This is a genomic window from Albidovulum litorale (genome assembly GCF_025751495.1).
GTDB lineage: Bacteria > Pseudomonadota > Alphaproteobacteria > Rhodobacterales > Rhodobacteraceae > Albidovulum > Albidovulum litorale.
The window spans coordinates 498840-512898 of the sequence record NZ_JAOWKZ010000002.1 but is presented as its reverse complement, the minus strand read 5'-3'; the positions used below and the strand labels follow the sequence as shown (position 1 = coordinate 512898).

Genomic DNA, 14059 nt, shown 5'->3' with positions numbered 1-14059 from the left:
TCTGAGGAGAGGGGGCAGGAATGAACGGGCAGGAGATTGACCGGCGCTATGTCGGCGCGCGGCGGATCGCAGAGGAGGCCGGCGCGCTGGCGCTCGATTACTTCCGCCGTTTCGACGGGCTGAATGTCGAGGTCAAAAGCCATCAGGACTTTGTCTCTGAGGCGGACAAGAATGTCGAGGCTTTCGTGCGCAAGGCTTTGGCCGAAGCCTTCCCCGATGATGGAATTGTCGGCGAGGAGGATGCGCCGAAGGCGGGGACGAGCGGGTTCACCTGGGTGATCGACCCGATCGACGGCACGACGAATTTCATCCACGGGATTCCGGGCTGGACGGTTGTCCTTGCCGGGGTCCTGGGCAATCGGACCGAGATCGGTGTCATTCACGACCCCAATCACGCCGAGATGTACCATGCCCGCCGGGGCGCGGGCGCTTTCGTCAACGACCGGGCTTTGGGCGTGCTGCGGGGCCGGGACATCCGCACAGGGTCGGTCGGCGTCGGATTCTCTGGCCGGACAAGCGCGGGGGGCATCAAACGCCTTATCCCCGAGATCATCGAAGCGGGCGGTATCTTTTACCGCAATGCCTCGGGCGCGCTGTCGCTCGCCTATGTCGCCAGCGGTAAGCTCTTGGGTTACGTCGAGGAGCATATGAACGCCTGGGATTGCCTTGCCGGTCAGCTTCTGGTCGCGGAAGCGGGCGGTGTGATCGAGGATCAGGATGCGGCGCGGATGATCGCAGAAGGCGGGCGCGTGTTGGTTGGAACGTCCGAGGTCTTTGATGAGCTCATGGCCATCGCCGAACTGGCCTATGCCCCCGGTCAGGACTGACCAGCCATGTCCGGTCGGATCATGCATCAGGCACCAGAACCGGGCCGGAGGCGGCAAGGCCGATCCTGATCGCGTCGCCAACCTTCAGCGGTGCGTCGACATCATCGCTGACCGCGAAGAGCTGGCCGAAATCGCCCGCGAAGGTGTATTCCATCCGTGGGCCGACATATGTGACCTTCTCGACGGCTGCGGCCAGCCCTTCGTCCTCGGTGACGCGGATGCGTGAGGGCCGGAGCGCCAGCATCGCCTTGCCGGGCCTCAGCCCCCGCGACGGCAGGCGGTGGCGGATGCCGCCGACTTCGATCTCGGCCATATCGCCCTCAACCGCCACGATCTGGCATTCGACCAGATTGGCCTCCCCGATGAAGTCCGCCACAAACGTATCGGCGGGGGCGTCGTAGAGCTCGCGCGGGCGGCCGATCTGAGCGATTGCGGCGTTCTTCATCACCACGATTTCATCGGAAACCGCCAGCGCCTCTTCCTGATCGTGGGTCACGTAGACGACGGTCAGGCCGAGATTCTGCTGGATCTCGCGGATCTCCTCGCGCACATGACGGCGCAGCTTTGCGTCGAGGTTTGAAAGCGGTTCGTCGAAGAGAAGCACCTGCGGTTCCAGCACCAGCGCCCGGGCAACGGCCACCCGCTGCTGCTGACCACCCGAGAGTTCCGACGGCAGCCGCCCGCCATAGCCGTCGAGACCCACAAGCGACAGTCCAGCATTCGCCCTCTCCAGCGTCTCGGCCTTGGAAAAGCCCGAGAACTTGAGGCCGTAGCTCACGTTTTCCAACACGGTCATATGCGGAAAGAGCGCGTAGGACTGGAACACCATCGACACGTCGCGGTCGGTCGCAGGCAGGGTGGTCACGTCCTTGTCGCCGATCAGGATGCGGCCCTTGGTGGCCATCTCCAGCCCAGCGATCATGCGCAAGGTCGTAGTCTTGCCGCAGCCTGAGGGACCGAGCAGCGTCACCAGCTTGCCCGGCGCGATGGTGAGACTGACATCGTTCACCGCCACGACATCCTTGCCGTAGACCTTCGTCACATGGTCGAAGACGACCGAGGCGGCCTTGGAACTGACGGTGGCCATCATCCCCCTCCCTGTTCATGGGCCAGCCTGCGCCCGATCTGCGTACGCCCGACCAGAAGCTGCAAGAGCCCGACGGCCGCCAGCATCACGAAGATGAGCGTCGTCGAATAGGCGATGGCGAGGCCGTAATCGTTATTCTCCACCCGCCCGATGATATAGCTCGTCGCCATGTCGTAGCGGGCGGAGACGAGGAAGATCACCGCCGAGATCGCGGTCATGGCGCGGACGAACGAATAGACCAAAGCCGCGAGGATCGCGGGGCGCAGAAGCGGCAGGATCACCCGGCGGAAGGTCTGCCAGCTGTTCGCGCCAAGCGTCAGCGAAGACTCGTCCAGCGACCGGTCCAGCTGACTCATCGACGCGATGCCGGCGCGCACCCCGACCGGCATGTTGCGGAAGATGAAACTGATGACGAGGATGAGGCCCGTCCCCGTGATCTCTATCGGCGGTACGTTGAAGGCAAGGATGTAGCTGACGCCAATAACGGTGCCGGGGATGGCGAAGGACAGCATCGTGCCGAACTCGAAACTGCGCTTGCCCGCGAAATCCTGCCGGGTCAGCAGGTAGGCGGTGATCAGGCCCACGGCGGCGGTCAATGGGGCCGCGACGGTTGCGATCATCATCGTGGTCCAGAAGCTGTCCCAGGCCGAGCCGATCCAGCGGATGCCGCCGTCTTCAAGGCGAATCTCAAAGGCGGTGATGTAGTGCTTGAAGGTCAGCGTATTGTCGACGCCCCAGAGCTGCACGACCGACCCGTAAAGGATCATGCCGTAGATGATCAGCGTGAACGTCCCCCAAAGTGCTGCGATGATGTAGACCGGAATGGCAAGCCCGCGCGGCATCTCGGGATGCACGCCTGCGTCGCCCTTGCCGGTGACGGTCGTATAGCTTTTCCGCCCCAGCCAGAACCGTTGCAGGTAGAAGGCCGCGAGTGTGAAGCCCAGAAGCACCATCGACAGGATCGCCGCCCGCCCCTGATCGTACTGCGCACCGACGATCGCAAAGAAAATCTCGGTCGACAAAACGTCGTAATTGCCACCAAGCACGAGCGGGTTGCCGAAATCGGCCATGCTTTCGATGAAGCCCAGAAGGAAAGCGTTGGCAAGGCCGGGGCGCATCAGCGGCAGCGAGACCGTGCGGAAGGTTTGCCAGCGCGTGGCGCGCAGGGTTTGTGCCGCCTCCTCCATGGAGGGCGACACGCCCTCCACAACGCCGATCAGGACGAGAAAGGCGATGGGGGTGAAGGCCAGAAGCTGGGCGATGAGGATGCCGGGCAGGCCATAGACCCAACGCGTGGGGCGCACGCCAATGAGGTCTGCGACCCATGTCGTGACCGCGCCCGAAAGACCGAAAAGCAGGATGATCGCGAGGCCGATGACGAAGGGCGGAGTGATGATCGGCAGGACGGTGATCGCCCTCAGTTCCCGCTTCAGCCGGAAGCCGGACCGGGTGAGGACCAGTGCGAAGACGAGGCCTAGGAGGGTGGTCAGGACCCCGACCAGCACGGCAAGGAAAAGCGAGTTCCACGCGACCCCGCAGCGCGTGCCCGTCAGGCAGCCAAGCCCCCAGATGCGGGCGTCGAAGAATTTCGAAAAGAAGAGGACGACCGAATAGCCACCCTCCTCGGTGATGAAAGCCGCCACCAGCATCTTTGCGATGGGGAAGAAGACAAAGATCGTGACGACGGCGATCACGCCGCCGATGGCGCCGGTGACAAAGACATCGCCGTTGATCGCACCCCGTGCCGCGATGCCTTGAGTGAAGAGAAACAGAAATGCCGAGGCGACGATCAGCGCGCCGTAACCCATGCCGTATTGCCGGTCCTCCAGCGGCCCGAAGAGTGCGGTGAGCCAATCGGCCGTCCAGCCCCTGATGCCGATCCCAAGCCCCTGTGCGACGAGCCAGGCAAAGCCGAATCCGCCCGCCGCCAGAAGCACATAGGCGAAGACAGGATCGGTCTTGCGCCGTTGCAGCACCAGTAGCGGCGCCAGAAGCGCAGGCACGAGCGGCCAGAGCCAAGGTTTTTCACCCTGCCCAAGCAGAAAGGCGCCGGGCGCATAGTCGCTGTCCGTGGGCCAGCCGTCCGTTACCCATTCCAGAAACCAGAAATCCTCCACCCCGTACCAGGGCAGAAGAGCAAACCCGACCCACCCGGCAACGATCCAGAAGATCAGCACCGGATGGGTGGTTTTTTCAGACGTTATGGCCCGCACAAGGCTTACTGCGGCAGGGTAGAGACGTCGCTATCCCACTTGGCCAGAAGCCGTTTGCGCTCGTCGCTCGACCCGTACTTCTTGAAGTCGTAGTCGATGAGCTTGATCGACGACAGGTCCGGCGCCTTGTCCGAGGTCTGCGCGCCCGTATTCGAGGGGACTTGGAAGGCATTGACCTCCAGCGCGAGGTTTTGCGCCTCGGCCGACAGCGCCCAGTCGTAGAACTGCTTGGCCTCGTCCATGTTGCGTGCACCCGCGATGATTGACATCGAGCCGATCTCGTATCCCGTGCCCTCGCAGGGTGCGACGGTCACGACCGGGAAACCGGCGACGGTCTGTGCCACCGCATCATGCATGAAGACGATGCCGACCGTCGTTTCGCCCTGACCGGCCGCCTTGATCGGGGCGGAACCGGACTTGGTGTACTGGTTGATATTGGCGTGAAGGCGTTTCATGTAGTCGAACCCGCCATCCTCGCCGAAAAGCTGCACCATCGTGGCAAGCGTCGTATAGGCGGTGCCGGAGGAGTTCGGGTTTGCCATCTGTACGTGGCCCTTGAATTCGGGCTTGGTCAGGTCTTCCCAGCATTTCGGCTCGGGCAGGCCATTCGCGGCAAGAAGGTCCGAGTTGTAGCCAAAGCCCAACCCCCCAGAATAGATGCCGATGGTACGGTCGCCCGCGCTTTCCGCCTGAGAGATGGCCCAAGGGTGAAGCTCCCCGCGCATGGGCGAGACATAGGGTTCGGTCAGCCCTTCCTCTGCGGCCTGAAGGTGCGGGTCGCCGGTGCCACCCCACCAGACATCGCCCTTGGGGTTCGACTCCTCTGCCTTGACCTGCGCAAAGGTCTCGCCCGAGGACTTGCGAGTCATGTCGACATCGATGCCCGTGGCGTCCTCAAAACCGCGCGCCATGGCCTGGCACCATTCCTCCTGCGCCGCGCAGTAGAGATTGAGCTTGCCAGCCGCACTGGCCATGCCCGTAGAAACTGCAAGCAGGGATATTCCGAGCGCAATGCTCCGCATGGTTCATTCCTCCCAATTGTAAAAGATTTGTAACAGTTTTTTGACAGGCTAGGCGGCGCGAAGGAATGCGGCAAGAAGAAATTTGTTTGTGTACGCCTTACATTAAGGCGGCGCTGCGCGGCGACTGACAGAACATGAGGTTCAGTTGCTGTGACCGGCACGACCGATTCTTCGGTACCGCGGGACAAGCTGAACATCTGCTTGCAGGCTTCGAATTTGTTCTACAGACTGGCCTGAGATTTGGGGGGCGGTCCTGCCCGTTGGCTGACCGCATCGGGGGAAACGCAATCAGCCTTGACGGCATCTCCGGGAAACATCCGCAGTATGTGTCCAGCTCCTGTGAGTCATAATCGCCCCCGCGGCTTCATTATTCCGATCGGAGGCGGTGAGGATCGCGTGAAGGAGCGGCATATCCACCGCCGTTTTGTCGAACTGTCGGGCGGAAAGGATGCCGATATCGTGGTCATCCCGACGGCGTCTGAGCTGGAGACGACGGGGCCGGACTACAACCGGATCTTCCGTGATCTTGGCGCCTCGGTCGTGGATTTCCTGCCCATCAGCTGCCGCGCTGATTGCGACAATCCCCGCTACCTCGACATGCTCGACCGGGCCACGGGCATCTTCCTGACCGGCGGCAATCAGTTGCGGCTGTCGACGATCCTCGGCGGCACTGGCATCGTCCAGAAGATCCGCCGCCGCAACGCGGCCGGTGTCGCGGTGGCCGGCACCTCGGCAGGGGCGTCGATCATGTCGGAACACATGATCGCGGGTGGCGACAGCAATTCCGCCCCGGTTGAGGGCGCGGTGAGCCTTGCGCCGGGCATCGGACTGACCAATGCCGTGATCATCGACCAGCATTTCACCGAGCGGAACCGGCTCGGGCGGCTTCTGGCCGCATCGTCCTACAATCCCTTCCTGATCGGCCTTGGTATCGACGAGGATACCGCCGCCTTCATCGGGCCGGACGGCGTGTTCGAGGTGGTCGGATCGGGCACCGTGACGGTCGTCGATGCCTCCGGCCTGACGCATTCCTCCATGTGGGACGCCTCGCCCGGTCAGGCTTTGACGCTGCTGGGGCTGAAGGTCCATGTGATGGGCGAAGGCTGCCGCTACGATCTTGTCGGACGGCACGCCTATGCCCCGGATGAACACGCCGCATTCTGCACATTGCCTAACAAAAAGGTCACGAAGAACTGACCGCACGACTTAAGGGAGGAACTCCGCAATGAAGATCGTTTCGACGAACGTGTTTGTCGGTCCGAACGTGTGGGCGGGGTTTCCCGTCATCCGCTATGTCGTTGACCTTGGTGTTCTGGAGGACTGGCCATCGGCGAAGATCGGCGAGGACTGGATCAACGCGCTGGTCGAGGCACTTCCGGGTCTGCATGAGCATGGCTGCTCCTACCGCGAACCCGGCGGTTTCATCCGGCGTCTGAGGGAAGGTGAAGGCACCTGGCTGGGCCATATCGCCGAGCATGTGGCGCTGGAGATTCAGGGCGTTGCCGGCTCCGAAGTCACGTTCGGCCGCACCCGCTCGACCGGCGTTCCGGGGCAGTACAACCTTGTCTACCAGTACCATCAGCGCGATGTCGGGCTTGAGGCGGGGCAACTGGCGATCCGGCTTCTGATGCACCTTCTGCCTGACCACCTGAAGGCACAGGTTGACTACGAGTTCGATCCGGAGTTCGACTTCCCCGACGAGTTGAAAAGCTTTGTCCTCATGGCGCAGCGCAAGGAGTTCGGGCCCTCCACCGGCTCTCTCGTCAAAGCCGCGCAGGACCGCGACATCCCGTGGATCCGACTGAACGACAACTCGCTTGTGCAATTCGGGCATGGCAAGTTCCAGCAACGCATTCAGGCGACGATCACGAGCGAGACAAAGCACATCGCGGTGGAAATCTCCTGCGACAAGGAAGACACCCACAACATGCTGAGCGACCTCGGCCTGCCGGTGCCGCAGCAGCGTCTGGTCTATTCGCCGACGCAGGCCGTCCGCGCGGCCAATCGGATCGGCTTTCCGGTGGTCGTGAAGCCGCTCGACGGCAATCACGGGCGCGGGGTGTCGATCAACCTGACCGAGGAAGCGCAGGTTGAAACCGCCTTCCACGAGGCCAAGTCGCATTCCAAGAGCCGCGGCATCCTCGTCGAAAGCTTTGTCACCGGCATGGATCACCGGATGCTGGTGGTGAACGGTGAGCTGGTCGCCGTGGCCAAGCGCGTGCCCGGCCATGTCGTCGGCGACGGCAAGCACACAATCGCCGAACTGATCGAGATCGTGAACTCCGATCCGCGCCGTGGCATCGGGCATGAGAAGGTGTTGACCAATCTCGAACTCGACAATCAGGCGGAACGCCTCATGGCGGATGCCGGATACACCGCCGAAACCGTCCTGCCGGAGGGCGAGACCTTTTACCTGCGCTCGACCGCGAACCTCTCGACCGGCGGCACGGCCATCGACATGACCGATGTCTGCCACCCGGACAACAAGGACATGGCGGAACGCACGATCAAGTCGGTGGGCCTCGATGTCGGTGGGGTCGACTTCCTCACGCCCGACATTACCAAAAGCTACAAGGACATCGGCGGCGCCATCGTCGAGGTGAACGCGGCACCCGGCTTCCGGATGCATGTCGCACCGTCCGAGGGCAAGCCGCGCGACGTGGCGGGCAAGGTCATCGACATGCTCTTCCCGAAGGGGCGGCAGGCGCGCATTCCGATCGGCGCCATTACCGGCACCAACGGCAAGACGACGACCAGCCGGATGCTCGCCCATATCATGAAGTCGTCGGGCAAGATCGTCGGCATGACCTCGACCGACGGGGTCTATGTCGACGGCAAGCTGACCGTGAAGGGCGACATGACCGGCCCCGCCTCTGCGCAGATGGTGCTGCGCGATCCGTCGGTTGATTTCGCGGTGATGGAAACCGCACGGGGCGGGCTTGTCCGCTCGGGCCTCGGCTATCAGCGCTGCGATGTCTCGGCCTGCCTCAACGTCGCCGCCGACCACCTCGGGATGGGCGGGATCGACACGCTGGAGCAACTGGCCGTCGTGAAGCGCGTCGTGGTCGAGACCGCGACCGATACGGTCGTTCTGAACGCCGATGACCTTCATTGCCTGCGCATGGCCGATTTCTGCAAGGCCACGCATATCTGCTATGTGACGACAAACTCCGACCATCCGCTGGTGAAGGAGCACATTCAGGCCGGGGGCCGCGCCGTGGTTCTGGAAAAGGCCATGAACGGCGACATGATCACGATCTACGCCAACGGGTTGCACATGCCGGTTCTCTGGTCGCATCTCATTCCCGCAACGCTGGAAGGCAAGGCGCTTTACAACGTACAGAACGCGATGTTTGCCTGCGCGATGGCTTTTTCCTTCGGGCTCGACCTCGACAATATCCGCCACGGGCTCAGGACCTTCGACACCTCGTTCTTCCAGGTGCCGGGGCGGACGAACGTCTTCGACGAACACCCGTTCAAGGTCATCCTCGACTACGGCCATAACCCGGCGGCGATCTCGGCCATGGCGGGGCTTGCCGACCGGCTTGACGTCAAGGGCCGCAGGCTTGTCGTCTCCGCCATGCCGGGGGATAGGCGTGACGAGGACATTCGGGACGCGGCAAGGGCGCTGGCGGGTCACTTCGATCACTACTTCCTGAAACCGGATGACGACCGCCGGGGACGGGGGCCGATGGAGGTGCCCGAGATGATCCGCGACGAACTGCTGAAACAGGGCGTCGAGGAGGAAAGGATCACGCTTGTCGCGAGCGAGGCGGAGGCCATCGACATGGCACTGAATGCGGCGCAGCCCGGCGATCTGCTGGTCGTTTTTGCCGATGAATTGGCACGGTCGTGGAAGCAGATCATCTATTTCAAGAAAGCTGAACGCGAGGCCGTCGTCACCGCCAAGCCATCCCGTGTGGAACGCCCGGCCCCCGAATTCGAGGAGTTGATGTCGGCGACCGATCAACTGATCCGCGACGAACGCGGCGTGCGCCTTGCGCGGGTCGAGAGCGAGGAGTCCGACTGAACGGAGCGCAAGGTAATGCAGTCCGATGCGTTGCACGATCTTCTGGAAATTCCGGTGCCGGACGATCCGGCGCTGGTTCTGGATGGTTGCCGCAGGCTGCTCGGCCCGAACCTTTACGGGACGGAGCCGGGCGCGGTCGGCGACGGTCTGGCCATCGGGTTTGATCCGCATGTGATGCTGCTCGTATGGGTCAATCACACCCGCGACCTGCTTGATGGGCTGGGCTGGACGTCAACACCGATCCGCACCCGACCCTTTGAGGGCGGCGGCAGCCTCTTCTTTCCCGCCGCAGCAGATCAGCTCTTTACCGCCGCCTTTATTGTCGAGGCTGCGTGGTATTACACGGCCACGGAACTCCTTGGCCTCGACGCGATACCGCGCGACCGAATGCTCGCCGACCTGCGCCGCATAGCGAAGGCCGAGGCAAATACCGCGCTCGCCGCTCTTGTGGAGGAAGCCGCGCGGCGCGGGGTCGACAGGCTCCTTGATGATGATGCGCTGACGCTTGGCCACGGCACAGGGTCGAAGACATGGGCGACCACCGGTCTTCCGCCATCGCCAGACTGGTCGCGCCTGCATGACATTCCTCTCGCGCTCGTGACCGGCACCAACGGCAAGACCACGACGACCCGGCTGATCGCCGCGATGGCAAGGGCTGCGGGGAAGGTGGCTGGCCTGTCCTCCACCGAGTTTGTGCGGGTGGGCGACGACATCCTCGACAAGGGGGATTATTCCGGCCCGGCAGGCGCGCGGCTGCTTCTGCGGGACAAGCGGCTGGAGATCGGCGTGCTGGAGGTCGCGCGCGGCGGCATCCTGCGGCGGGGTGTTCCGGTCACGCGGGCGCGGGCGGCGGTTGTCACGAATGTCGCGGCCGATCACCTCGGGCAATATGGGATCAACACCGTTGCCGAACTCGCCCTCGTGAAGCTGGCCGTGCACCGGGCGCTCGCGCCAGATGGTGTCCTGATCCTGAACGCGGACGATCCCAATGTGGTCGAGGCGGCCCGCGAAGCGGACGCGGCGAAAGCGTGGTTCTCGCTCAGTCCCGACAATGATATGATCCGTGCCGCCCGTTCGCGCCGTGACCCCTGCGCCTGGCTGGACGATGGCAGGATCATCCTGGCGGATGGAAGTTCCGAAAGTCCACTGATCGCCGTCGCCGACGTGCCGCTGACCCTCGGCGGCGCGGCCCGCTACAACATTGAAAACGTGCTTGGAGCGGCCCTGGCGGCACGTGCCCTCGACCTTCCCGATGCGGCTATCAGGACGGCGCTGTCGACCTTCCGTAGCGACCCGATCGACAATCCGGGCCGCGCAAATGAGTTCTCGGTACGTGGCGCCCGCGTCTTCGTCGATTTCGCGCATAACCCGCATTCCATCGCGGCGGTGACCGGCGCTCTGGCCGCGATACCCGCGCATCGGCGATTCGTTCTGCTGACCCATGCAGGCGACCGGTCGGACGAGGAAATCCGCGCCCTGACCCGCGGGGCGTTCCGGCTGCAACCCGATGTCGTCGCCGCCGCCGAGAACCCGAAATACCTGCGCGGCCGCCCGCGCGGAGAAATTCCGTCCATAATCCGCCAGCAATGTCTCGACCTAGGCTTGCCGGACGGGCAGGTCATCCTTGCGGACAGCCCGTCACACGGCGCCCGCCTGATCGTCGAGCAACTGATGCCGGGAGACGTCGCCCTGCTTCTGGTTCATGACGAACGAGCGGAAATCATTGCCCTTCTGAACGGGAGCTGAGAGTTTTCCGCCCGGTTGTTCAGCCAGGGGCCCGTTTCCTGGCGGTCGATCATGCCGAGATCCTTCAACACAGCACCATATGGCCGAGGCTTGTCCGTAACGAACACATCGACCGGTCCATGCTTCTTCATTGTTTTCTTTAGGAATTTCAGCGTAGACCGTATGCCTGTAACACGGCGCTTGCGGATTTCGGCAGCAAACATCGGTCCGAACCGTTGCCACCAATACCGGACCGCCTCGTAGCAGATATCGATGCCCCGCTCGTGAAGCAGATCTTCGACGTTTCGGAGCAACAGCGGGAAGCGGATGTACATCATCACCGCCAAGCCGAAGATTTCAGGGCTGCTGTGGAAGCCCTTGAACAGATCTGATTTGCTCCTGCCCGGACGCTACAAAGCGCCCTTGCCCCGCTCAAGGTTATTCTTTCTGACAAGACCCTCGGCACGATTTTTGAGCCATCGACTTCTTTCCTGCCGATCGCCAGAACCGAACTTAGAGCATCACGGTAGGGCGGATGATCTCGGGGCTGGTTTCGATGTTACGATCAGGGGAAAGTCTGGCCATCAGATGAGGCTACGACAACCCCTTGCCCGTCTTAACCTCGTTTCTTCTAACAATACCGACTAGAGGTTTGAGCGGGGCTTACGGCCCCTCGTTATGAACGAAATTGCTTCCAGGACGATGGCGTTCGTATTGATGTCCGAGTAGCCTGGCATACCCTTTCCGGTTGCCACGAAAACACCGGGCGAGAAGCCTATACCTTCAAGTCGTGTCCGATCCCGCACATGGCGGACGAGGAGGCTAGAATAGGAGGATGGTCGGTTTGCGTCCCACAGATATGCGGCCTTGGTATTCACGAGCATGATCGCGCGACGGAACTCTGGTGTCGCAAAGCGAGGATCGGACGAGGTCACATTCACCCTCCAACGTTCCTCCGAAGCAGTCACGTTCAGTCCCTGATAGGTAAACCATGGCTCACGGTTTATCGGTGCCTCGGACATGCAAATAAGCCTGCCTGATCGTTCGTATTCGCGCCTTTGTGCGCTGAAAAGCACATCGGCCAGAAGACGCGAAGGTTCAGACAGCCCTGCCTCAAGTGCTTCAAGCAGCAAAGGTTCGGCGCCTAGGGGATCGAGGCCGGCGAGAGCAAGGAGTGTCTGCATATCCCGGTCGGTTTTAGAAACCGCGTCCGCTACTTCATAGGGCGAGTCTGCCGGTATACCCCACGCCCGGAAAGCGCGGGCAGTATAATGCGCACATTGCGACCGGAAACGATCGACGGGCCGCCCGTTGATAACGGAGTGAACGTGCCCACCTATGACCACGCCGTCCAGATCCCATTGCGCGACCTTCTCCACCGCGACGCCTTGGGTTAGCGGATAAGCATCAAGTTCTCGCAATACACTTAGGAGACGACCGGTATCGCAGGCGTTGAAATTTCTGGAAAGGGAAGCACCGGTATCTGCCGAGATCACCTCGCTCGGGAGCAGCAATTCACCTATGGGTACAACCGGCAGCGCTTTGATCAGAAGCTCCGACCGCGCAACAAAGTCGTCGTCGGAAATCAGCCCAATTTCATGAGCGGCCATGACAGCGGCGAACAGGCTTCCAAGATCCCACATCGTCAACTCGCGATGGAGCCAGGAATAACCGGCTTGCACATCTGCGGTATCGACGCATAGCCCTGTCGCGGGAATAGAGAAACGTTCAAAATAGGCCCATGCCTGACGTGCGTCGGCCAACAGTTCGTCGCCCGTTAGCGCCTGCGGATCAGAATCTCCGATTATGTCGCGTCGGGTTTCGCGCAGTAGGTCGAATACCGGGTCAGGTGCCGTCGTCGCGGTGAAGAAATCGGTCACGTCCACGAGTCGCGTCCCCGGATCTTGCCGAAACCGGCCCAACGTGTCGAGCGTCGCCTGGCGAGCATGCAGGGTCCCATAGTCCTGCGGGCCGATGGCGACGACCGCGTCGCGCATCAGATTACCATTGGCGAGTAGCGAGGCTGCTTGCGATATCGTGGTGTCGCCGCGGATGAAACGTCCGCCGCCGTCGAAGGCGGCCGAAGCGTCGGGCAGCAGCAGAAGGTCGATTTCGCTCTCCAGATCAGAAGGCCGCGTGTCGGTAACTGGGATTTCGAGTGCTTCAAGCTCATCCATGAACGCGGCCATCGCCGCAGACGAAACATCAGTGCCGGATTCGATCCGGACGGCAACGAAGCGCAACTGGTCCGCCCCGAACCACCGCGCATGCTCTCGTGGGAGCACCACGAAACGTCGTCCAAGACTGAGTTCCCTGCCGATGGCGTCGGATACGCGCTGCGCGCGCAACCTTAAATCCTGCATAGAGATCTGCCCAATCCCGGCCAATGAGAAAACGATCTGCCGCCAGCCCGCTTCCGCAAATACCTCCTCGATCCAAGGGGCTGGATCAGCCACGTCGACGATCATGAGTTGCTTGCTGCCGTAAAGGCAAACGGTGCGTTGGGCGCAACCCGTTGATGAGACAGATGGCGATGGAAACAAAGACAGGACATTTCGAATGCCCAAGCACCTGAGACCATCGTAATTCGAAGGTGTCGAGGCGTCCGTCGCGATTGTCACAGGCCCGTGCCGGGTCACGCCGTCAAAGCCCTCCAGCAAGCCGCTCATCTGTTTAATAGCATCGCTAGCCGCGCGGCGCTGGAAGTAGCTAGGAAGTTCCTTCAGACCGGGCAGCCACAATACTGGCTCCACCATGTCAGGATTCTCCGCGAAGATCCGTCGAAACCCGTAAGCGGTCGTTTTTTTTGTCTCAGATGCCAGGTTCGAGTTCGGTATCAAACCGATTGGGACACCGATTTCTAGAAAGGTCTCGACAAAGGCGCGCAGAAATTCAGCGGGTATGGTCGGGTCGAAACCGTCGATGACAATGAAGACGGCATCCTTCGCGTCGTCGGCGTCCACTGGGAACGGAAGACTGGAAAGAGCCAGCGACGGCGCAAGAAGCTTTAGGAACGACCGTCGATTGATTGCCATCCGTTTTCCCTGGCTCAGTCGAATCCGGCCTCAAAACCGACCGGATAGTGATTTGGCGCTTATGTGCGTCAATTCTTCGGGTTGTCTTGTAGATCGAAGTCTATAGCAGTGGAGATAGGG

The 14059-nt window shown here is 61.9% G+C and carries 8 protein-coding genes and 1 pseudogene; 4 read left to right on the top strand and 5 right to left on the bottom strand.

What is annotated here, in order from left to right:
• The first annotated feature begins 20 nt into the window (after window positions 1–20).
• Window positions 21–827, top strand: a complete 807-nt coding sequence (locus OEZ71_RS08325; RefSeq protein WP_263739482.1) for an inositol monophosphatase family protein — start codon at window positions 21–23, stop codon at window positions 825–827.
• Between the two features lie 19 nt (window positions 828–846).
• On the opposite strand, the gene OEZ71_RS08320 is transcribed toward OEZ71_RS08325, so the two are convergent.
• From OEZ71_RS08320 to OEZ71_RS08310, 3 genes are read right to left on the bottom strand one after another with little or no spacing between them, the layout of a single operon-like run.
• The gene (locus OEZ71_RS08320; RefSeq protein ID WP_412175612.1) at window positions 847–1914 is read right to left on the bottom strand and encodes an ABC transporter ATP-binding protein; all 1068 of its coding nucleotides are present in this window, start codon (window positions 1912–1914) and stop codon (window positions 847–849) included.
• Window positions 1914–4127 carry an ABC transporter permease gene (locus tag OEZ71_RS08315; RefSeq protein WP_318527818.1) on the bottom strand — a complete coding sequence of 738 codons (2214 nt, stop codon included), beginning with the start codon at window positions 4125–4127 and terminating at the stop codon, window positions 1914–1916. The genes OEZ71_RS08320 and OEZ71_RS08315 overlap by 1 nt, the downstream gene beginning before the upstream one ends.
• A gap of 5 nt (window positions 4128–4132) precedes the next feature.
• A complete protein-coding gene (locus tag OEZ71_RS08310) occupies window positions 4133–5149 on the bottom strand; it encodes an ABC transporter substrate-binding protein (RefSeq protein WP_263739479.1) in 1017 nt (338 codons plus the stop codon).
• Between the two features lie 324 nt (window positions 5150–5473).
• Here OEZ71_RS08310 and OEZ71_RS08305 point away from each other — a divergent pair, with 324 nt between their 5' ends.
• The 3 genes from OEZ71_RS08305 to OEZ71_RS08295 are packed head-to-tail and all read left to right on the top strand — an operon-like array spanning window position 5474 to window position 10925.
• Complete coding sequence (locus tag OEZ71_RS08305) at window positions 5474–6346, top strand: cyanophycinase (RefSeq protein WP_263739478.1); 873 nt, start codon at window positions 5474–5476, stop codon at window positions 6344–6346.
• A 28-nt stretch (window positions 6347–6374) separates the two neighbouring features.
• A complete protein-coding gene (cphA, locus tag OEZ71_RS08300) occupies window positions 6375–9179 on the top strand; it encodes a cyanophycin synthetase (RefSeq protein ID WP_263739477.1) in 2805 nt (934 codons plus the stop codon).
• A gap of 15 nt (window positions 9180–9194) precedes the next feature.
• Window positions 9195–10925 (top strand): Mur ligase family protein, encoded by a 1731-nt coding sequence (locus tag OEZ71_RS08295; RefSeq protein WP_318527817.1) that lies wholly within the window; start codon window positions 9195–9197, stop codon window positions 10923–10925.
• Here the strand turns inward: OEZ71_RS08295 and OEZ71_RS08290 are convergent.
• Window positions 10907–11290: pseudogene (locus OEZ71_RS08290) on the bottom strand (IS6 family transposase); the annotation flags it as partial. The gene OEZ71_RS08295 and the pseudogene OEZ71_RS08290 sit on opposite strands and share 19 nt — an antisense overlap.
• 258 nt (window positions 11291–11548) lie before the next feature.
• Window positions 11549–13939 (bottom strand): DUF3131 domain-containing protein, encoded by a 2391-nt coding sequence (locus tag OEZ71_RS08285; RefSeq protein WP_263739476.1) that lies wholly within the window; start codon window positions 13937–13939, stop codon window positions 11549–11551.
• Between the last annotated feature and the right edge of the window lie 120 nt (window positions 13940–14059).